Below are 20800 nucleotides of genomic sequence, written 5' to 3'. Positions count from 1 at the left end.
CGCAAACCAAACCAGACCATGCGCTTTCATCAAAATATCTTCATATTAACTCTAATTCTCATTCCTGTCTTAAGCTTTGGGCAGATCGATTACAAGGTTGCCGATATTCCGGAGCAGTTGTTAGCGGATGCCAATAGTACTGTTGTTGAGCATAAGGTAGAGATCGATATACCCAATAACAGGAAGATAATTACCTGCGAACGTCGTGTGATCACCGTGCACAATAAGGCCGGAGATAGGCATGTGGACGCCTTTGTGAATTATGACGATGAGACCAAGGTCAAAAGTTTAAGAGTAGATGTGGTCGATGCCAACGGCAATCTGTTGGAGACTTTCCGCAAACGTGATTTTGAAGATGTAAGCGCTGTGAGCGGCGGAACCCTTTACAGCGACAGTAGGGTGTTATTCTTAAACTATACTCCCACGAGTTATCCGTACACAGTGATCTTTGAGAGTGTTGTAGAGAGCGATAATACCTTCTTTATTCCTCGTTGGACCATGTATCAGAACACCTATTCCAGCATATGGAACAAATACGTTCGTATTAAATACGAGCCAAGTTTGGGCTTGCGGTATAAGACCTTTGATCCTAAGGGTCAATTTGAAGTGGAAGAGCAAGAAGGGTTTCTAAAGATCTCTGTGCGTGAGCAAGGAGTGATCAAAACAGAAGAGATGAGCCCGAGTTTTACAGACTTGGTGCCCACTGCACACTTCGGATTGAGTTCTTTTAGTATAGATGGAATAGACGGACAAGCCAGCAACTGGCAGGAACTCGGAGCCTGGCAGTATCGCAATCTTGTTGCAGGCCTAGACGCCTTGCCTCAAGAGGTTGTTGCTAAGGTGAATGCTTTAGTTGCAGATGCACCAAATACGAAAGAAAAGGTGCGCCGAATTTATGAATTCATGCAAAACAATACGCGCTATATCAGTGTGCAATTGGGTATAGGTGGACTCAGACCCTATCCGGCTAACGAAGTCATCGAAAAAGGTTACGGTGATTGTAAGGGACTCACCAATTTGACCATGGCGCTGCTAAAAAGTCAGGGGATAGAAGCCAATTATTGTGTGGTGTGGGCTGGCCGCCATCAGCGGAGTATCGATAAGGATTTTGCCTCTTTACAAGGCAATCACGTGATATTAAATGTGCCTTTGGAAGAAGAAGAATTGTGGTTGGAATGCACCAGCCAGACCATGCCCTTTAACTTTCTAGGCGACTTTACAGATAACAGAGATGTAGTTGCCCTTACGCCTGAAGGCGGCATCATTAAACGCACGCCTAATTATACTATAGACCAGAACACACTGGACACCAGTGGCACCTTTAGTTTGGACACAGACGGGACATTAAGCGGAACGGTGAATCTGGTTTCTAAAGGAATTCAGTACGACATAAGAAGCGCCTTATTGCACGAAGATCAGAAAGATCGCATCAGCAGTTATAAAAGCTATTGGCGCTATGTTGACAACCTGGAAATACAAAGCATCAGCCTAGAAGAAGATAAACAGGACATCAGTCTCAGTGAAGAAGTAGTTATCTCAGCCAAGGATTTTGCCAATTTCTCTAGTGAAAAGGTGATAGTGCCTGTAAATGTTATGGATCGTTATAGCTATATCCCGCGCCGATACAAAGAGCGCACTCAAGAGGCCGTCTTGTTACGTGGAGGGGTAGACAATACCAGTTTCCGTATTGAGATTCCCGATAGTTATGTTGTCGATGCCTTGCCATCGCCTGTGGTAATAGAATCTAAATTTGGCAGCTACACCTTGCTCGTATTGCCCGACGGCGACAAGGCCGTACAGGTGAATCGGACCTTGGTTTTACAGAATTTTCGAGCCGCCACAGAGGAATACAAAGAGCTGCGCAGTTTTATGCGAACTGTTGCCAGAAGCGATGCAGCCAAAATGGTTTTGCTCAAGCAGTGATCCGTAATCGGATCCGTTAGCTCCTTTATAAAATCTTAATTTTTAAGCCCGTAGTGTTAAAAACGCTAGCACTACAGGCTTTTTTTGTACCTTAAAAGTTCATTACAAAACCAACCAGTTATGGCAAGCCTAAGCTTAAAGATCAACGGGGAAACTCGCACTGTCAATGCTTCGCCAGACACACCTCTTTTGTGGGTGTTACGCGATGAGTTAGACATGGTGGGTACCAAATACGGATGTGGGATCGGACAATGCGGATCCTGTACCGTACACTTAGACGGCAATGCTGTTCGCAGTTGCCAACTTCCAATCTCTAGCTTGGAAGGTAAAGAAATTACGACTATAGAAGGTCTGTCTGAGGCTGGTGATCATCCGGTTCAAATAGCTTGGAAAGAAGTAGATGTTCCGCAGTGCGGTTACTGCCAAGCAGGGCAGATCATGACAGCTTCTGCCTTTTTAGAGCAGAACCCCAATCCATCTAACGCAGAGATCAGAAACGCCATGCACGGCAATATATGCCGCTGTGCTTCGTACAACCGAATAGAACGCGCTGTTGCATTAGCAGCCAAAAAGAACGCTTAAACCCAAGACGTCATGGAAAACAATCAGAAACTCACTTTTAGTCGTCGGGGTTTTATAAAGACTTCGGCTTTGGCCGGTGGCGGAATGCTTATCGGTTTCAACTTATTTCAGGCCTGTAAGGAAGCAGCACAACCTCCGGTTGATATTGCCGCTCTAAATTTTAATGACTTCAATGCCTTTATCAAGATTTCAGATGAAGGATATGTTACCATATTTTCACCAAACCCAGAAATTGGCCAAGGGGTTAAGACCTCTATGCCTATGATCATTGCAGAAGAGCTCGATGTGTCTTGGGACAAGGTCCATGTGGCCCAAGGGATTTTGGATACTAAGAATTACCAGCGTCAGGTTGCTGGGGGTAGTCAGTCTATTCGCTTCGGATGGGACGCATTGCGTCAGACCGGAGCCACGGCCAAACAGATGCTCATAAATGCGGCTGCAGCCCAGTGGGGAGTAGATGCCTCGAGCTGTACGGCAAGTCAAGGAGTGATCACCAACACCAATGGTGATACGCTGCATTACGGACAGGTGGTCAATCAGGCTGCAACCATGGAAGTGCCAGAAGATGTAACCCTTAAAGAACCGAAAGACTACACTATTATCGGAATCGATACCGGCAATGTAGACATCGATGAGATCATAACAGGGAAACCACTGTTTGGGCTAGACTACAAAGCAGAAGGCATGGTTTACGCTAGTGTGATGCGCCCACCTGCTTTTGGTAATGCGCTCGAAAGTTTTGACGATGCCGATGCACGAGCAGTTTCTGGTGTTTTGGATGTGATCAGCTACGACAATAAGATCGCTGTTTTGGCAACCAATACTTGGGCAGCCATGCAAGGCAAAAAGGCTCTAAAAGCGATCTGGAAGGCAGACAGTACGCTAGAAAGTACCGCAGACCACGATCGTATTCTCAATGAGATCTTAGACGGAAATCAGTTCAATACCAGAAGAGAAGACGGCGATATCAAGGCCGCCTTTGCCGCTGCGGACGAAGTGGTAGAAAGAACCTATGAGTCTCCATTTTTGCCACACAATTGTATGGAGCCTATGAACTTTTATGCGGATGTAACTGCAGATAGAATCCACTTGGTTGGTCCTATCCAGACTCCGGCAGGTACCGCCTCAAGAGTTGCACAACTCTTGGAACGCAAAGAAGAAGAGGTTTTCTTGGAAATGACCCGTATGGGCGGTGGTTTTGGCCGCCGACTCTATGGCGATTTTGTTTTGGATGCCGCTCAGATCTCTAATTTGGCTAAAAAACCGGTCAAGGTTGTTTACAGCAGAGAAGACGACATGACTGCTGGGATCTACAGACCAGCGATCAAATACAGAATTGCAGCTTCTTTAAAGGATGGTGAGATCACCGGATATTATCTTAAGGAAGCAGCTATAAATTCCAATATGTATGGTTTGATCCCGCATTTCTTCCCAGCTGGGGCGATCCCAAATTACAAGGTAGATACAGCCAATTATCAGAGTAATATTACTATTGGTGCCTGGCGTGCACCTTACACGAACTTTTTGGCTTTTGCAGAACAGACTTTCTTTGACGAAGTAGCTGCTAAATTAGGTAAAGACGCGGTGCAAATGCGCCTCGATCTATTGGAAAATGTAAAGGGAACCACCGACGAAAACATCCAATACTCTGGCCAGCGCATGCAAGAAACCATAAAGTTGGCTGCAGAAAAAGGTGGATGGGGTAAGGCTCCAGAAGGTGTTTACCAAGGGTTTTCAGCTTACTACAGCCATAACACCCACGTCGCTGAGTTGGCCGAGGTTGAATTGGAAAATGGATACCCTGTGATTAAAAAGGTTACTGTAGCAGTAGACTGTGGAATCGTAGTGAATCCTTTGGGGGCTAAGAACCAGATAGAGGGTGGAGTGATCGACGGGATTGGACATGCCATGTACGGGGACTTTGGATTTGATCAGGGAAGACCTACGTCTAACAATTACGACACCTATCGCTTGATCCGTATGCGTGAAACACCACAAGTGGAAACCTATTTTGTAGAGAATGGACTTTCTCCTACAGGACTCGGTGAGCCTGCTTTACCTCCCGCTGGAGCTGCGATTGCCAATGCGATCAATGCGGCAACTGGGCAGCGCTTAATGAAACAGCCTTTCATTAATGAGTTAAAGCCCGCAGACATGACAGAGGTGATCGGATTTACGGTTCCGCTTCCCGGTATGGAATCAGAGAAGTGCTAGAGGTTGTATTTCTTTTTTAACTGCTGATAGGTTTCTGGCGTATCGATATCCTCATAGGCTGATTCGATCGGGTAGGAAGCCACAGTAATGTCTGAAAGTTGAAAGAGTTGTTTTGCGCCCACTTCTCCGTCTAAACGGGTCAAACGAGCAAAGATATTTTTTCGAAAAATAGCGGGCACCGCCTGTAATTGCGGATATTTAGTGCAAATTATATCTGCTTTTGTTTGTTTAAAAGTATCGATCAAGCCATTGAGGGTTGCAGTTTGTACAGTCGGCATATCGGCAAGCAGCACCATGATGCCTTCTGGATCGCTGTTTTGAGCTAAGGCTACTCCACGCGCTAAGGAATGACCCATACCGCGCTCCCAATGTGGGTTTTCAATTAGTTTTATATCATATTTGCTGGCGGTTTCCTTAAGGCTAGTGCTTTCTGCTCCAGCTACGAGATAGACCTCAGAAGCATTGATACTCATCGCCGTTTCCAATACAGCTTCTAGTACGCTTAACTTGCCCCAGGGCAGGAGCATTTTAGGTTCTCCCATGCGCGAAGAGTTCCCGGCGGCTAAGATCAATATGCTTATAGGTAAAGCCAATCAGTCGTGAATTCCTGTGGTTTTGTCTTTGAGTGGCTGCGGATGTTGCCCTCGCATGCAAGCAAGAATCTCCGCAACTATCGAAACACCGATCTCATATGCAGTTTCTGCGCCAATATTGATGCCTGCTGGCCCATGAAGATTCTCAATGAATGCTGTAGCCACCTCCGGGTAGTGTTCAATGAGCGCATCAAAGAGTTTCTCTCTGCGCTTTTTAGGACCAAGCAGTCCTACATATGCAGCATCGGATCCTATTAGACTCCCTAAATATTTGAGGTCTTTAGAGAAGCTATGTGTCATCAACACAACGGCAGTTCTGCTATCTATATCAGCAACTTTTAGTTCTTCTGGCGTCCAGGGATAGTAATGTGATGCGCCGGGAAAGTTCGCTAAGGTTTTAGGGTCATCAACAGGCGCAACGACAGCAACTTGGAAACCGATTCCAGCAGCGATTTGCGTTAATGCCACTGCATCGTGTTCCGCTCCAATGATCATAAGACGAATGCTTGGCACAACTTCTTGCGTGAATTCTTCTAGAGGTTGCGAGTCTGGCTCCGCATGAAAAACAGCTAATGACTGGCCACCGTAAAACTGAAACACCGATTGCGCTGTTGGTTGCAAGCCTTCTTGCCGACTAAATTTAGAGACAATGTGGAAACCCTTTCGAGTAGCTTCTTGCGCAAGTAGCGCCTCTAAGATATCTTTTGGACTCGCAATAGGTTCTATCAGAATATACAAAAGGCCTTCACAGCCTAAACGGTATCGGCCGTCGTAATGCATCATCTTAGGTATTCCTCGCTGAAACACTTCTGCCGCTTGGCGCAAAATATCTTTTTCCACACAACCGCCGCTAACAGCACCGTGCATGCTTTCATCTTCTAAGATCAACATACGAACCCCAGGCCTGCGGTAGGAGGAGCCGTCTAGGGCAACTACGGATGCCAAAACTGCTTTTTTCCCTTCTTGCCCTGCTTTGAGGGCTTTTTCGAAAATCGCTTTTAATTCGTGGAACATGTCTAAAATTAAGCATTCGATTTTATCCGAGAGGGCCTAAGCAGTTAAAACATCTTAAAGCGATGCGTATTTCTAAATATGCCTCGAATTTAAAGACCAATTATCGTTATATTTGGTAGGATATAACGCAACATGGTAACTGTTACAGAAGCCTTAGACATCATATCGGCTGTTGTTACCGCTACACGAGAACAGAGAAATTGTTCACTAGAACAGGCTCTTGATCACGTTTTAGCTGAATCTATTTACAGTCCGATCAATATGCCGCCATTCCGACAATCGGCAATGGATGGCTATGCCTTGTCCATGCACGAAAGTCTTACTTATCATGTGGTTGGTGAGGTAGCAGCAGGTTCTTCACATAACCCAAGCTTAAAACCTGGAGAGGCAGTACGCATTTTTACAGGAGCTCCTGTGCCCGACAGTACAAACAGTATTGTAATACAAGAAAAAGTCACCCGCAAGGACGAAGTTCTGGCCTTAGACGATGCTCCACAAGAAGGGGCCAATATTAGACCTGTTGGAGAACAACTGTCTAAAGGAGATGTGGTATTAGCTCAAGGGACTCGACTTAGCCCTGCTAGTCTTGGACTGTTGGCTGGAGTTGGAGTATCGGCAGTGCCGGTTCATAAAAAACCTCGTGTTGCCATTGTGGTTACTGGCGATGAGCTTAAAGCAGCCGGAGAAGAACTTAGTCGTGGGCAGATCTATGAAAGCAATGGGCTTATGCTCCGTGCAGCGCTAAAAGACAAAGCTTATGCAGATACTTTTGTGCTTAAGGCAGAAGACAAGCTAGACAACCTCACTAAGACCCTGGAGAAGGCGTTTGAGACCGCCGATGTTGTTTTGGTTTCCGGGGGTATTTCTGTGGGCGATTACGACTTTGTAAATGAGGCCCTGTCTCATCTTGGCGTTAAAACGCATTTCTACAAGGTGAAACAAAAGCCGGGTAAACCACTATTATTTGGAACCAAAGACCAGCGAATGGTGTTTGCCTTACCGGGAAATCCAGCCTCTGCTTTAAATTGCTTTTATGTATATGTTCACTTGGCTTTAAAGCTTTGGGAAGGTGATGCTGAGGCTAGAATTAGCTTTAGACAAGCCACTATTACTGCGGATTTTAATAAGAAAGGTGACAGAGCCCAATTCTTAAAGGCTAAAATTGGTGCTAATAACACTGTGGAGATATTGAACGGACAGGCTTCTTCTATGCTGCAGAGTTTTGCGGTTGCAGATGCCTTAGTATATATGGAAGAAGACATGGGCTTTGTAGCTAAGAACACATCGGTGAGATATTTAAAAATTGACTAATGGAATTACAACTAAAGTACTTCGGAAGAATAGCGGAGCTTACGGGGAAATCCGAGGAGGTGCGTTCGGCGACGGTCGATACCGTTGCAGCTTTGAATGACGCACTTAAGAAGGAGTATCCTGGGCTTGCTATGGCGAGCTACAGTATTGCTGTAGACCACCAAATTGTAAGAGGAGAGTATCCACTTCCGGCCAAAGCGGAAGTTGCACTATTACCCCCATTCTCAGGAGGTTGATCATGGAAAGGTATAAGCGTCAAATACAATTAGAAGAAGTTGGGACCCAAGGTCAATTGGCTTTATCTGGGGCCTCCGTATTGGTTATAGGTGCTGGAGGTCTGGGCAGCCCAATTTTACAATATTTGGCGGCAGCTGGTTTAGGAAAATTGGGCATTGCAGATGCTGATACAGTGTCTTTGTCTAATCTGCATCGGCAACTATTATACACTACGGACGACGTTGGTAGGCCAAAGGTAGAAGCTGCACACCAACGCTTAAAGGCGATCAATCCAGAGGTTGAGACTCAGACTTATTCTGAGGGAATTCATACAGCGAATGCCGCAGCTGTCTTTGAGCAGTACGATCTGATAGTAGATGCTACAGACAATTTCCAAGCGCGTTATTTGATCAACGATGTTTGTGTTGCACTAGATAAGCCTTGGATTTTTGGAGCCTTATACAAAAGCGAAGGCCAATTTGCACTATTCAACTATCAACAAGGACCAAGCTATCGCTGTTTGTATCCGCAGCCACCCAAAGCAGGAGAAGTGCCTAGTTGCGTGGAAATAGGTGTTTTGGGAACTGTTTCAGGCATTATCGGGATGCAAATGGCGCAACTAGCCATGCAATTTTTTCTATGGCCAAACGAGCTGCCCAATAAGGTAGTGTTCTTTATGAATATGAAGGATTTTAGCCTCAGAAGAGTGCAATTGCAGAGAAGTTTTGACGCCAATAATACCGTCAAATCCTCTCCTAAATTACAGAATCAAGAGCTATCACCAAACATCTATATTGATCAGCTACCCGATTACCAAGCTGCGGATTTTCTCGACGTACGTGAGCTAGACGAACTTCCGGAAGTACCTGAAATTCCAATTCACAGGATACCCTTGAATCAACTATCAGGTCGCTTTGACGAACTCGATAGAGCGCAAACATATATTGTATTCTGTCAAGGCGGACAGCGAGCCCGTAACGCGGTAGATCTTATGCGGAGTCAAGGCTTTGAACATGCTTATGTACTTGAGGCCTCTGCCGCAGTCTTAAAAAGAAAAATTGAAAATAGTAAGTGAGCATGAACACTATTAAGAACGTATTTAGAGAAGGACCCATTAGTCCTGATTTTATAGCACAATCCATTGCTAAACATCAAAGCAAAACAGGGATAGGTGCGCACGATATATTTTTGGGCCAGGTCCGAGCAGACCAGGTAGGTGAAACCACCGTTGGAGCTATTGAATATACGGCCTATACAGAAATGGCCAATAAAGTGATGCATCAGATAAGAGAGAACACTTTCGAAAGATTTGAAATTACTTGCATGCATATCTACCACAGCTTGGGACTTGTCAAAGCAGGAGAGATCTGTTTATTCGTCTTTGTTTCTTCACCTCATAGAAAAGTGTGTTTTAGAGCCTTGGAGTACGTGGTGGAATCTATCAAAGCAGAAGCCCCGGTTTTTGGGAAAGAACTGCTAATGGATCAATCACATCAATGGAAAGTAAACCAGTAATATGGTAGACATTACACATAAAGGAACTACCCTGAGAACGGCTGTTGCGCGAGCTGTGGTCCGCGTTGGGTCCGAAGAGACTCTCACCGCCATTCGAGAAGATAGAGTACCAAAAGGCAATGTATTGGCCATGGCAAAGGCTGCCGGTCTATTAGGGGTTAAAAAAACACCGGATCTATTGCCGGATTGCCACCCACTTCCAATTGAGTATACCGCAATTGATTATGAATTCCATCCGTTGGAGCTGCATATCTTGATGACAGTAAAGACTTTGTATAAGACCGGAGTTGAAGTGGAAGCCATGCATGGGGCTAGCGTTGTGGCTTTGACTGTTTACGACATGCTTAAACCAATCGATAAACAGGTAAGTATCGGAGAGATCAAGTTGTTAGAGAAATTTGGCGGCAAATCCACACACAGAAAGCGACTTTCTAGAAATATAAAAGCGCTGGTGGTCGTCTGTTCCGATAGTATTTCAGCTGGTGATAAACAGGACAAGGCTGGCAAAACAATCGTAGCAGAATTGGAAACTCACGGTTTAGACAAAATCGATTATACGATAATTCCTGATGAGCCGGAAAAAATAGAATCTGTTTTGAATAAAGGAATAGCTCAAGGATGTCAACTTATAATTTATACCGGAGGTACAGGACTCTCGCCAAGAGATCTTACCCCAGAGACCCTGGAACCCTTAATAGAAAGGCGTATTCCAGGGATGGAAGAGGCCATCCGTTCTTATGGGCAACAACGCACGCCCTACGCCATGCTATCACGGTCTTTGGTTGGCACCATTGGCAATGTTTTAGTAATGGCCTTGCCAGGCTCTACAAAAGGTGCTCAAGAGTCTATGCAAGCCGTTTTTCCGGCGGCTTTGCATTTGTTTAATGTAATGGGAGAAGAAAGACACGATTAATGGAGGCACTAAAGGACACATTTGGCAGAGCGCATAACTATTTGCGAATCTCATTGACAGAGCGGTGTAATTTGCGTTGTACCTATTGCATGCCTGAGCATGGGATCCCACTGAGCCCCAGGGCACAATTAATGACAGCAGACGAGATCTTCGCTCTGGCACAGCAATTTGTAAAACTTGGGGTTACTAAGATTCGCCTAACTGGTGGCGAACCCTTAGTGAGGAAAGATTTTGAAGAGATCTTATCGCGTTTAAGCGGTTTGCCAGTCGAATTGACCATTACTACCAATGCTGTGCTGATTGACCGTTATATCGCCCAATTAAAGTCCGCAGGGATCAAAACGATCAATGTTAGCTTAGACACCTTGCATCCAGAGAAATTTAAGTCCATAACGCGACGCGACGATTTTGCCGCTGTAAAACGAAACATTAAACTGCTGCTTGAAGAAGGGTTTAAGGTTAAGATCAACTGTGTGCTCATCAAAGGTTTTAACGATGAGGAGATCGTTGATTTTGTTGCCTATACGGAAACTATGCCGGTAATCATGCGATTCATAGAGTTTATGCCTTTTGACGGCAACCGCTGGAACAAAGACAAGCTAGTAGCAGAACAAGAGATCTTAAAGTCGGTTTTTGATCATTGGACTGTATCAAAAGTAGAACGACTTACCGATAGTTTAAACGACACTTCTCGTAACTATAAAGTAAAAGGGTATGCGGGCAGCTTCGCGATGATCAGTACGGTTACCAATCCCTTTTGTGATACTTGTAATAGAATTCGACTCACAGCCAATGGCCGGATCAAGAACTGTTTATTCTCCAATGCTGAGGTAGACCTTTTGACGCCCTTCCGAGCCGGTAAAGACATTCAGCCGCTAATCAGTCAGGCAGTCAAGGCAAAATTTGCAGTGCGTGCCGGGATGGAATCCGACGAATCTTTCAGCGATCCGGAGAATTACAATAACAATCGCAGTATGATCGCCATTGGAGGTTAAGCACTATAGAATGCAATGAGTGCTGTGACAACTTCTTGCATAGCTGCTGGCAACTCGGTTTTATTCCAAGGGTGTTGCATGCCAAAAACATGATCTGCTCCATCGATAACTACCAAACTGCTATCTGGATTCCAATGATGCAAGGCCTGCGCTTCTTTAAGGGCTACCGTAGGATCTTCCGTTCCGTGAACTATTAGTTGAGGTACTTTGAGCTCTTTAACGGCTTTACTGATAGTGAGCCGTTGTTCATTAGCTATAAAATCCAGATAAAACTGAAATTTATGAGGAAGCAGCTGTCCGGTTCTGCTATTTTCAATATGGGTTATTCCAGAGGCCTTCCATGCTTCAAAATGTGGGGTTCCTTCTAAAAATCGCGCCCTATAATCACTAACCGCGGCTAGGGTTGCCAATTTATTTATCCTTTTGTCTTGGGCCGCAGTTAACATAACGATCCCACCGCCTCTACTGTGGCCGAGTAGGTAGATATTTTTAGGTGGATCCAATGGAGTTTTTTCGGCTTTGCTAAAATGATCTAGAACCACTTGGAGGTCGTTCATTTCTAGGCTGTAATTGTTCTCTGAAAAGGCCTCCAGATCTGGGAAGTCTATGGGTTGTTCTACGGTTCCACCATTGTGAGAGAAATTGAACCGCACAAAATCAAAACCAACTTCTGTAAAAGCATTAGCCATTAAATGCCAAGCTCCCCAATCTTTAAAACCCTTGTAGCCATGGCAAAAGACGATCAGATCATCTCTTCTGTCTCCCTGAGCCAAATGTAGGTCTCCAATAATAGCGCGGCCGTGATCGGGTAATAGTTGAAAGGAGTGTGTCATGGTCAAATTTCTTTTTCTGTAAACGGGAATTCTGGATTGAAGAGTTCTTCTATCAACTTGCTTAGCTCTTGCTCAAAACTATTCAAGGTGGTTTCGGTGAGTTGATGGTCGAGTTGCCTACTACCGGGGTTTTTCCACCCAAAAGCCATAAAATCTTCCGACTGTTTTCTAAAAGATATAATTCCAGCTTGGTCGGGTATGATATTGTGCTCAAGCCAATACATATAGCCGTACATAAGGACTTGAAATGCCTTACTGTACTTATAATCGGTTGTTAGAACGTCCCAATTAGCCAATTGCAGTTGGTTGGGCTCTACTTTACCAGTCTTGTAGTCTATAATACGAAGCTTTCCGTCTAAAGTGTCGACTCTATCTGCTGTTCCTCCTAAGTGTATCGCGCCCAAACTTGAGTGGTTAAACACAGCTCGAAGCGGCATTTCTACTGCTATTAGATTAATTTCACGCCCTGCTTTTAGGTGCTTTAGGTCGCTTTCAATAGCGAATTGCACGTATTTCTGGGCAACTTCGAATACAATACGATTTTTACCCGCTAGGTAATGTTTACCCAAATGCTTTATACTTTGGGCTGCCAAAGTAGGTGTTATTTTAGGGAAGAGTGTCTTTAAGACAGCTTCGGTAAGCTTGCTACCTTCTAGCGGTTTATAAAGCGTTTCAATGGACTCGTGCACCACAGAGCCTAAGGTATTAAGAGCAATGTCTTCTTCTAAAATATCCGCAGGACCAACACCTAAAATCTTCTGTTTGTAGAATTCGATTGGGTTCCAGATGTAGTTGATCAGGCTGGATGGACTAAACTGTTTAGCCGCAATCTGCTCTAGCCTTTCCAGTATATCTGAATCCTTGGGAATTACCTTTAAACCGACCTTGGTCGCATTCATCTTAGTTTTAAGTGTTCTTTGGCTGATTTTATGCTGCGGATGATTGTTGCGCAGCTGTTTGATAAGCCTGCTTTCTTCTTTGGCCTGAAAACCGGAACCGACAGCGGTGTAGAATAAAGTAATGTCTTTGGCTCTATGCAATAGTCTGTAAAAATGATAAACGAATATGGCGTCCTTCTCAAAGAGACCCGGTAAGCCGTATTGGTATTTCATGTCGTTGGTAATGTAAGATGGAGCTGCACTGCCACTTGGAAGAAGTCCTTCGTTGACAGAGCACATGATAATCCGCTGAAAATCCAAAGCCCGGCTCTCTAGTACACCCATTATCTGCAAACCATCGTATGCATCTCCCTGAAAGTCCAACTGCTGTTTGCCAGCAAGTTGCCTAAAGATATTGCGCAAGGCTTCTAGTGATTTGAGCGAGCCATAGCGATCTTGCATATTTTTTAGTTGTGTGCAAGCCGCCAATAGTTTTACCGACGCAGTTCTATGAAGATCGTTGGAGCTCTCGGCTACGCTAGCTATGATTTGTTCTAATCTATTCAGAGCGGACTCCGCTTCTAATGGCCAACTCGCAAATAACAACTCTAGCAGTTGTTGATCTTCAGCCTTGAAGTTAGCGCAGATAGCCTTTGTATTTATACTGATCTGATTTTCACGGGTCATTTTTTGTACTAAAAGCGCCCCATCTGGCAATATCAATTGGCAAACAGGATGTTCCAACACCTTGAATAGGGCCTTGTAATAGAAGTTTTTTGGATAACGAATATGGAGTTCCAATAAGGCCATGATCCACAGTGTTAAGGGTTGGCTTTTTAGGCTAACCCCCATGGTCACATTGACTTTTTCAACATTAGCTGGAAGCGAGTTCAATAAAGGCAATAGAAGTTCTTCATCTGCTAAAACAATGGCGGTGTTACGCTGCTGATCTGCAGATAGCCCTGTGAGTAGGTTTCCAATTTCTTTTACTTGGTCCAGCGCATTAGCCGCCTCTACTAGGGTAATATTTTTAGGCGTACTGTAATTATCCGCAATAAAGAGCGGCTGATGGTTTTCATAATACGACCAGCTTTTAAAATAACGCCGCATAAACAATGATGCGCTATGTCCTTTGTCGCCTATAAAATGATTATCTGCATCCCACAGTACAAAATGAGATCCCTGTGCAAGAAACTCTTGAAAAAGGAACTGTTCCGCAGTGTTCAATGCGTTAAAGCCTATGAACGCATGAGGCCGACCTCCTTTAGCCTCCAAATAATAAGCTATTTGTTCTGTGGCTTCCCGATACACCATACCTTGATAACCCAAACCTTTGGAGGCGAGTATTTCTTTAAGATCGCTGTAGTATTCAGGAAGCTCATTCCAAAACTGAAGATAAGCACGAACCATATCCGACTGGGTGTCGTGGGTGGACCAGTGATTCAATTCTTGTATGCTCGCCAAATAGGAGAAAAAAGAGTCGGTCGGCACCAAATACCTGTCTATCTCATTAAAATCACCTAGAAGAATAGTAGCCCATGAGCTGAAAGTGTCAAAGTCTTCTTTGGGTTGATCAGGTTGGTGATTTAGATACACCTGGTAGCACTCAAATAGCAAGGGAAGCTCGTCTATGATCTGCAGATCTGCAACCTCTTGAATAAAGGCTTCTATAGGAATAATGTCAGGTAAAAAGCCGGGCGCTATTTGACTTTCCTGTATGCATTGCCGTAGAAAGTTGCCAGCTCTGATGCTGGGCACTATGCAGCGAAGTTGTGCAGGGTCTGTAACCTTTTGTCGTAAATGATCCCAGCACTGGGCAATGAATGCTTGCATAGCATAAAAATAAAAAACGCCACCGATACTCGGAGGCGTTTTTTTATGTATTTGAGGGATTTCTTATTTCTGCAAAGAAATCTCTACACGTCTGTTTTCTTGACGTCCAGCTCTAGTGTTGTTAGAAGCGATTGGACGAGACTCACCGTAACCTACAGAGATTAAACGAGAAGACTCCATTCCGATAGTCATTAGGTAAGACTTAACAGAAGCAGCACGATTCTCAGAAAGCGTCTGGTTAGTAGCATCTCTACCTACACTGTCAGTGTGTCCTTCGATAACGAAAGTAGTGTTAGGGTATTCTTTCATGATGTCAACGATGTTCTGTAGAACAGCATAAGACTCTTGACGGATAGTTGATTTACCAGTGTCGAACAAGATAGTCTTAGAGTACTCGTTCAAAGTGTTGATCACTTCTACAGTTACTTCTGGACATCCGTTGTTAGCAACAGTACCGGCAACATCAGGACAGTTGTCATCTTTGTCTAGTACACCGTCACCGTCAGAATCTGGCCAAGGGCATCCGTTGTTAGCAGCAGGACCTGCTTCATTAGGACAGTTATCGTCAGAATCTTTGATTCCGTCACCGTCTGCATCAGGACATCCTCCTAAAGACTTAAGACCAGCTACAGTAGGACAAGCGTCGTCTGGATCAGCGATACCGTCACCGTCAGTGTCAGGACAACCGTTGAACTCAGCAGCACCAGCTACGTCAGGACAAGCATCGTTACGATCTTCGATACCGTCACCGTCAGAATCAGGACATCCGTTGAATTCAGGAAGACCTGGAGTTTCTGGACACTCATCGTCTTTGTCGTAAATACCGTCTCCATCAGTGTCTTTACCACCGAAAGTGAAAATCACACCAGCAGAGTGCTGGAAGTGACGAATTCCGTAAACATCTTCGAAAGCGTGCTTGTAAGTAGACTCAACATTGATACCGAACTGCTCGCTCAACCAGAAACGGAATCCGGCTCCGAAGTTCATAGTACCAAATCCTATGTCATCTACCCAAGTGTAACCACCACCAACTCCAATTACTGGATCTAGCCATCCACCTGGACCACCGATCACATCTTTGAAGCTATAGCTAATACGCCCGTCTGCAGCATAGTATGCAACGTTGTCAATTCTGAAATCACCGATTTTGCTGATACTGTTTACAGATCCGGAAGCAGTTAAAGTAAGGCCAGAACCTACATAACGTCCAACAGAGAACTTAGATACAACTGGAATAATGTTCCAGTGGTCGTTTACGTTGAAGAACTCTTGGAAGAAGTTACCCTTAGTAGGTGCTGGAGTTCTTCCTACATCCTCAGTACCAACTGGGAAAGTATCCACGGCATTAAACTCAACGCTGAAAGCCCAAGGATTGTTTTCGTCTTGTGCATTCGCAGTACTTAACCCTAGGACAAGCAAGGAAGCAACTAAAAATCTGCTAAGATGTTTCATATTAGAAAATTTAATTTTTTTAAGTGTTAATTGAAGCAAAAATATGTTGTTAAATTTTATTAACAAAAGCAAATCTACTAAAATTTTTGTAATAAGCTTTTATTCTAGAGCCTATTTAGGTTTTTAGCCGATTACATTTAACTTTTTACCCACTTTTTTGAAGGCTTCAATCGCCTTGTCAAGATGCTCTTTTTCGTGGGCCGCAGAAAGCTGTACTCTGATCCTTGCTTTCCCTTTTGGAACCACTGGATAAAAGAACCCTATTACATAGATTCCTTCATCTAACAATAGGTCTGCCATTTGCTGTGACAATTTGGCGTCATGCAGCATTACTGGTACAATTGCGGAGTCTCCGTCTATTATGTCGAAGCCCGCATCCATCATCCCTTTTTTAAAGTAAGCGGTATTGGACTCCAATTTATCTCTAAGACTGGTGTCATTGCTCAACATATCAAATACCTTAATAGAAGCACCTACAATTGCTGGTGCCAATGAATTGGAGAATAAGTAAGGTCTTGAGCGCTGACGCAGCATCTCTATGATCTCTTTTTTGGCAGTGGTGTAACCGCCCATTGCGCCTCCCATAGCCTTGCCCAAGGTTCCTGTGATGATATCAATTCTACCCATCACTCCTTTTTCTTCTAGTGTACCTCGACCGGTTGGGCCAATGAAGCCAGTGGCGTGACATTCGTCTATCATCACCATGGCGTCGTACTTATCGGCTAAATCACAGATCTTATCTAGAGGAGCAACCAAACCATCCATAGAGAAAACACCATCGGTTACTATGATCTTGAATCTGGCTCCGGCCTCGTTTGCTGAGATAAGCTGTTTTTCAAGATCTTCCATATTGTTGTTCTCGTAGCGATATCTGGCCGCTTTACAAAGGCGTACGCCGTCTATGATAGAGGCGTGATTCAAAGAGTCGGAGATGATCGCATCTTCATTGGTAAGTAAAGGTTCGAACACGCCGCCATTGGCATCAAAAGCTGCTGCGTAGAGGATGGTGTCCTCAGTACCATAATAATCGGCGATCTTTTGCTCCAAGGTCTTATGGATATCTTGGGTTCCGCAGATAAAACGGACAGACGACATCCCAAAACCGTGGGTATCCATGGCGTCTTTTGCGGCTTGTATCACTTCCGGATGGGCCGACAGTCCTAAATAATTGTTGGCGCAGAAATTCAGCACGGTTTCTCCTGTGCTTATGGTGATCTCCGGACCTTGTGGAGAGGTGATAATTCGTTCTTTTTTAAAGAGCCCGGCTTCTTTGATACCTTCGAGTTCTTCTTGCAGATGCTGCTTGATATTTCCGTACATGAGATGGATTTTTTACAAAGGTATTAAAGCCTAAGAGCATTTACCAAGTATCCAGTTCTATTTCTTCTTGTACGTAAACGAGTATTTTCTTGAATTTTTTAAAGCCGAGTTGTTGCAGAGCGTCTTGATAACGATCTAACTGTGCTCTGTAGGTCGGATCAGGGCTTCCGAACTTGTAATCTATGATCACAACGCTATCCGTATCTATGACCAATCGATCCGGACGATGGATCTCTCCAGAGCTATCTATAATGGCAGCTTCGTTCTTGGCTTCTACACCGACGCGAAAATATGGAGCCACCTCAGGATGCTGGATCAGCTTCTCTAAAAGAGCCCTATCTGTAGCCAATTGTTCACGTGAGTAACGAGCCAGCACTTCCAGGCGTTCGAATAGCAAGGGAAGTTCCTCTTCTGAGGCTATCTGAGAAAGCCACAAGTGCAAGCGGTTTCCTCGGTCTTGGGCGGCTCGGGTTTCTTTTTGGTATTTGTCCCGTGGACTTGCAATAAGGCGAATCTTATTGGCTGACTTATCACTGCTGATATATGCCGACGGAGCTTCTTCGGTTGCTTTTTGCTGCTGCTCTGGGACTACAGGCGTTCCCCAAGTCAGGCTATTTTGGTCTGCACGCTCGGGTTCGCAGGCCTCTAGATAAGAGCGGACCAATCCGCCAAATGTTTTTTGGTCTGCCTTGGTGCTACTGCTAATCAGGTGTAATTGATCTTCGGCACGAGTCAAGGCCACATACCACACATTAAGTTCATCAAAGAAACGCTGCTCTAAGAAACGCTCGTAGGTCTCTGTATCTGTTTCCTTTATGGCATTAATGGGTAGGTGGAACTCTTCAAAACCACAATAATGCTGCGGATCAACTGCATACCAAAGATATTCGTTGCGCTTATTGATCAAATCAGCATCTGTAAATGGAATAATAACAACCGGGAATTCAAGTCCTTTAGACTTGTGAACCGTCATAAGTCTAATGGCATCTAAGTTTTCTGGGAACTGCAAACTGGCCGCATCTTCTTGCTTTTTCCAATCCTCAAGAAAGTTGGTAGTCGCGCTGCTGTTGTGCTGCTCAAAATTTCTGGCCACATCCAGAAAATGCCTTTCGTAGGCGGTGATGTAAGGCTGCAGTTTAAAACTTCTTATAAGGTATTCCAAGGACTCATACAGCCCTAGGCTATTCATATGGTCTAAAGAAAAATCGAGCCGCAATGCTTCAAGTGTCTGTTGAAGTGCGTCATTAGAGTCCGCAATAACCATCTTAAACAAAGTGTGATTCTGCCCTTCAGCTCCAGTTATTTCCAGGTAATTCCACAACAAGGCCAGACGTATTTCTGCATCCGCAGCTTTATCGCGCAATTGCAATCCGCAGATCAGCAGTTGAACCAAAGTAGATTCCTTTAGTAGTAAACTATCTGGAGAAACCACGGCGTAATCTTCTTGTAGGGCTTGAGCCAAGGTTTTACTGTCGTCTTTCTTACGAGTCAATACGCAAATGTCCTTTAGGGCATATCCTTGCTCAAGGCAGCTGTCTATCTTTGCTTTAACACGATCTATGTACTCCGGATCGCGTTCTTCCTTATTTTGCGCTTCAAAGAATTCTAAGGTAACCTGGCCGCCCTTTTTATCGTTAAATTCTTGCTCGGCCTGTTCTAAATAGCAATCGCGATACGGACCTTCTGCTAAGTAGGTCCCCAAATGCTTGAACAATTTGTTGTTAAAGTCGATGACCTCTTTGCGAGACCGCCAGTTTCTGCGGAGTTTGTGCAACGAGGCGGCGATAGCAAAAGGAGTCTGACCTTCACTCAGGTCTAAAAATTGCTCCGGTAAACCTCCCCGCCATCGATAAATGGATTGTTTGGCATCGCCCACTAAGAGCAAGGTGCCTTGTTGGTCTGTTCTGTCTTGTTGCGAGAGGGCATTGTCTACCAAAGGAACCAAGTTATTCCACTGCATGGACGAAGTGTCTTGAAACTCGTCTATAAAAAAGTGTCGGTAGCGCTCTCCAAGTCGCTCATAGATAAAAGGAGCCGGTTGGGCCTTGATCTCGTTGTGGATACGTCGGTTGAACTCTGCAACCGTGACCAAGTTTTGATCGTCCTTTATGTTTTGATATGCTTTTTGAACATAGTTGAGCAGGGTCATAGGAACTACTTCTCTATACAGGCGCTGATACCAATCAGTAGCAATGGCATATTCCTTAGCCTGATAAAACAGTGCTATCAGCTGCTCGCGCATGGCATCTATCGCATCTTTTACCCAAGCTTCTTGTTTTTGGGTGTAGAAGTTGTAGTTCTCAATATCCAATTGCCATTTGTTGTCCCACTTGACCGCTTGGCCGTCGCGTAATTTGATCATGTGGTTCGGATAGCTACCTCTATTGAAATGAGAGACCTCCAATTGAGAATCCGCAATGCGTTGAAGCGTTTCTTTGGCAATATTGATTAAGCTATTTTGAGTTTCTGAGCGGCGTTTTTCTAATAGTTTGGTTAGGGTCTTGAGGTCTTCGGTCGATTTTTCCTGTAGCCGTTTAACGGGCTCAATACTGTCTTCAAAAAGCAACACCTTTGCTTTGTCCAAGAGCGGGCCACTAGGATCCCAACTGCGGTCTTCTTCGGTGTTTTGCAAGGCAAAATTCACAAGGGTCTCTGTTAGAAATTCATCCTCACCGGTTTGCGCCAGGACTGCATCAACCGCTTCTTGTAAGAGTAGGTCGGCCTCTGTAGTTACCTCAAAGTCAGATCTCAGTCCGAGGTCTCGTGCAAAGGTCCGCAGTAACCTATGATTAAAACTGTCAATGGTCTCTACCGCAAAAGCCCCGTAATTATGCAATAGGTCTTTCAAAACGCCTTGGGAGCGTCTGGCTAGCTCTGGCGCTTTGATATCTAAGGCTGCACAGACCTCATGTTGCATGGCCGTGAGTTTATCCTTTTCTTGATATTTTGTGAAGTGATCGAGCTGCTGCAAGATCCGCGATTTCATCTCGGCAACTGCCTTGTTGGTAAAGGTTATAGCCAAGAGCGAGCGGTAACTGTCTGTCGCAGCTGGAATCAACAATTGCGTTAAATAACGCTTCACCAAGGCAAAGGTCTTTCCACTACCGGCAGAGGCGGCATAGAGCACAAAAGGTTCTTTTTGGTCAGTAGTTTTTATAGCGACGGATTTACTAGGGTATTAAAAGTAGGTATAAATCTATGTTATTCC

General features: G+C 44.6%; 16 protein-coding genes. 9 read left to right on the top strand and 7 right to left on the bottom strand.

Going from position 1 to position 20800, the window contains the following annotated elements; translation table 11 throughout:
* The first annotated feature begins 18 nt into the window (after nt 1–18).
* From AC0J2F_RS07415 to AC0J2F_RS07405, 3 genes are all read left to right on the top strand, one after another.
* On the top strand, nt 19–1923 hold the full coding sequence (locus AC0J2F_RS07415; RefSeq protein ID WP_473007098.1) for a DUF3857 domain-containing protein: 1905 nt from the start codon (nt 19–21) through the stop codon (nt 1921–1923).
* Nucleotides 1924–2043: 120 nt separating this feature from the next.
* Entirely contained in the window at nt 2044–2505 is a 462-nt protein-coding gene (locus AC0J2F_RS07410) for a (2Fe-2S)-binding protein (protein WP_374960024.1), read from the top strand.
* Nucleotides 2506–2517: 12 nt separating this feature from the next.
* A complete protein-coding gene (locus AC0J2F_RS07405) occupies nt 2518–4719 on the top strand; it encodes a xanthine dehydrogenase family protein molybdopterin-binding subunit (RefSeq protein ID WP_473007097.1) in 2202 nt (733 codons plus the stop codon).
* Here the strand turns inward: AC0J2F_RS07405 and AC0J2F_RS07400 are convergent.
* Nucleotides 4716–5312 (bottom strand): nucleotidyltransferase family protein, encoded by a 597-nt coding sequence (locus tag AC0J2F_RS07400; protein WP_473007096.1) that lies wholly within the window; start codon nt 5310–5312, stop codon nt 4716–4718. The two genes, AC0J2F_RS07405 and AC0J2F_RS07400, sit on opposite strands and share 4 nt — an antisense overlap.
* Nucleotides 5313–6326: an XdhC family protein gene (locus AC0J2F_RS07395; protein WP_473007095.1), complete on the bottom strand. Its 1014-nt coding sequence runs from the start codon at nt 6324–6326 to the stop codon at nt 5313–5315.
* A 132-nt stretch (nt 6327–6458) separates the two neighbouring features.
* On the opposite strand from AC0J2F_RS07395, the gene AC0J2F_RS07390 reads away from it, so the two are divergent.
* From AC0J2F_RS07390 to moaA, 6 genes are read left to right on the top strand one after another with little or no spacing between them, the layout of a single operon-like run.
* Nucleotides 6459–7637, top strand: coding sequence for a molybdopterin molybdotransferase MoeA (locus AC0J2F_RS07390; RefSeq protein ID WP_473007094.1), 1179 nt, complete (start codon nt 6459–6461; stop codon nt 7635–7637).
* Nucleotides 7637–7873 (top strand): MoaD/ThiS family protein, encoded by a 237-nt coding sequence (locus tag AC0J2F_RS07385; RefSeq protein WP_473007093.1) that lies wholly within the window; start codon nt 7637–7639, stop codon nt 7871–7873. The genes AC0J2F_RS07390 and AC0J2F_RS07385 overlap by 1 nt, the downstream gene beginning before the upstream one ends.
* A gap of 2 nt (nt 7874–7875) precedes the next feature.
* Nucleotides 7876–8928 (top strand): ThiF family adenylyltransferase, encoded by a 1053-nt coding sequence (locus tag AC0J2F_RS07380; RefSeq protein WP_473007092.1) that lies wholly within the window; start codon nt 7876–7878, stop codon nt 8926–8928.
* Between the two features lie 2 nt (nt 8929–8930).
* Complete coding sequence (locus tag AC0J2F_RS07375; protein ID WP_473007091.1) at nt 8931–9368, top strand: molybdenum cofactor biosynthesis protein MoaE; 438 nt, start codon at nt 8931–8933, stop codon at nt 9366–9368.
* A 1-nt stretch (nt 9369) separates the two neighbouring features.
* Nucleotides 9370–10281, top strand: a complete 912-nt coding sequence (gene moaCB / locus AC0J2F_RS07370) for a bifunctional molybdenum cofactor biosynthesis protein MoaC/MoaB (protein WP_473007090.1) — start codon at nt 9370–9372, stop codon at nt 10279–10281.
* Complete coding sequence (moaA, locus tag AC0J2F_RS07365; RefSeq protein ID WP_473007089.1) at nt 10281–11276, top strand: GTP 3',8-cyclase MoaA; 996 nt, start codon at nt 10281–10283, stop codon at nt 11274–11276. The genes moaCB and moaA overlap by 1 nt, the downstream gene beginning before the upstream one ends.
* Here moaA and AC0J2F_RS07360 read toward each other — a convergent pair.
* The 5 genes from AC0J2F_RS07360 to AC0J2F_RS07340 all read right to left on the bottom strand — a co-directional run bounded on the left by AC0J2F_RS07360 (nt 11273) and on the right by AC0J2F_RS07340 (nt 20719).
* Nucleotides 11273–12109, bottom strand: coding sequence for an alpha/beta hydrolase family protein (locus AC0J2F_RS07360; protein ID WP_473007088.1), 837 nt, complete (start codon nt 12107–12109; stop codon nt 11273–11275). The two genes, moaA and AC0J2F_RS07360, sit on opposite strands and share 4 nt — an antisense overlap.
* 2 nt (nt 12110–12111) lie before the next feature.
* Nucleotides 12112–14820 (bottom strand): PD-(D/E)XK nuclease family protein, encoded by a 2709-nt coding sequence (locus AC0J2F_RS07355; RefSeq protein WP_473007087.1) that lies wholly within the window; start codon nt 14818–14820, stop codon nt 12112–12114.
* A 63-nt stretch (nt 14821–14883) separates the two neighbouring features.
* Nucleotides 14884–16272: an OmpA family protein gene (locus tag AC0J2F_RS07350; RefSeq protein WP_473007086.1), complete on the bottom strand. Its 1389-nt coding sequence runs from the start codon at nt 16270–16272 to the stop codon at nt 14884–14886.
* Between the two features lie 123 nt (nt 16273–16395).
* Nucleotides 16396–17592, bottom strand: coding sequence for a glycine C-acetyltransferase (gene kbl, locus AC0J2F_RS07345; RefSeq protein WP_473007085.1), 1197 nt, complete (start codon nt 17590–17592; stop codon nt 16396–16398).
* A gap of 40 nt (nt 17593–17632) precedes the next feature.
* Nucleotides 17633–20719: a UvrD-helicase domain-containing protein gene (locus AC0J2F_RS07340; RefSeq protein WP_473007084.1), complete on the bottom strand. Its 3087-nt coding sequence runs from the start codon at nt 20717–20719 to the stop codon at nt 17633–17635.
* Nucleotides 20720–20800 lie beyond the last annotated feature (81 nt).

The sequence above is a fragment of the Gilvibacter sp. CC01 genome (assembly GCF_055755295.1).
The sequence above is the reverse complement of the archived record's forward strand: the minus strand, read 5'-3'. Positions and strand labels throughout refer to the sequence as shown.

What these genes read in the sequence shown, in the direction of transcription:
- AC0J2F_RS07415 (WP_473007098.1), top strand. Translation starts at nt 19, where the DNA reads ATGCGCTTTCATCAAAATATCTTCATATTAACTCTAATTCTCATTCCT.
- AC0J2F_RS07410 (WP_374960024.1), top strand. Translation starts at nt 2,044, where the DNA reads ATGGCAAGCCTAAGCTTAAAGATCAACGGGGAAACTCGCACTGTCAAT.
- AC0J2F_RS07405 (WP_473007097.1), top strand. Translation starts at nt 2,518, where the DNA reads ATGGAAAACAATCAGAAACTCACTTTTAGTCGTCGGGGTTTTATAAAG.
- AC0J2F_RS07395 (WP_473007095.1), bottom strand. Translation starts at nt 6,326, where the DNA reads ATGTTCCACGAATTAAAAGCGATTTTCGAAAAAGCCCTCAAAGCAGGG.
- AC0J2F_RS07390 (WP_473007094.1), top strand. Translation starts at nt 6,459, where the DNA reads ATGGTAACTGTTACAGAAGCCTTAGACATCATATCGGCTGTTGTTACC.
- AC0J2F_RS07385 (WP_473007093.1), top strand. Translation starts at nt 7,637, where the DNA reads ATGGAATTACAACTAAAGTACTTCGGAAGAATAGCGGAGCTTACGGGG.
- AC0J2F_RS07380 (WP_473007092.1), top strand. Translation starts at nt 7,876, where the DNA reads ATGGAAAGGTATAAGCGTCAAATACAATTAGAAGAAGTTGGGACCCAA.
- AC0J2F_RS07375 (WP_473007091.1), top strand. Translation starts at nt 8,931, where the DNA reads ATGAACACTATTAAGAACGTATTTAGAGAAGGACCCATTAGTCCTGAT.
- moaCB (WP_473007090.1), top strand. Translation starts at nt 9,370, where the DNA reads ATGGTAGACATTACACATAAAGGAACTACCCTGAGAACGGCTGTTGCG.
- moaA (WP_473007089.1), top strand. Translation starts at nt 10,281, where the DNA reads ATGGAGGCACTAAAGGACACATTTGGCAGAGCGCATAACTATTTGCGA.
- AC0J2F_RS07360 (WP_473007088.1), bottom strand. Translation starts at nt 12,109, where the DNA reads ATGACACACTCCTTTCAACTATTACCCGATCACGGCCGCGCTATTATT.
- AC0J2F_RS07355 (WP_473007087.1), bottom strand. Translation starts at nt 14,820, where the DNA reads ATGCAAGCATTCATTGCCCAGTGCTGGGATCATTTACGACAAAAGGTT.
- AC0J2F_RS07350 (WP_473007086.1), bottom strand. Translation starts at nt 16,272, where the DNA reads ATGAAACATCTTAGCAGATTTTTAGTTGCTTCCTTGCTTGTCCTAGGG.
- kbl (WP_473007085.1), bottom strand. Translation starts at nt 17,592, where the DNA reads ATGTACGGAAATATCAAGCAGCATCTGCAAGAAGAACTCGAAGGTATC.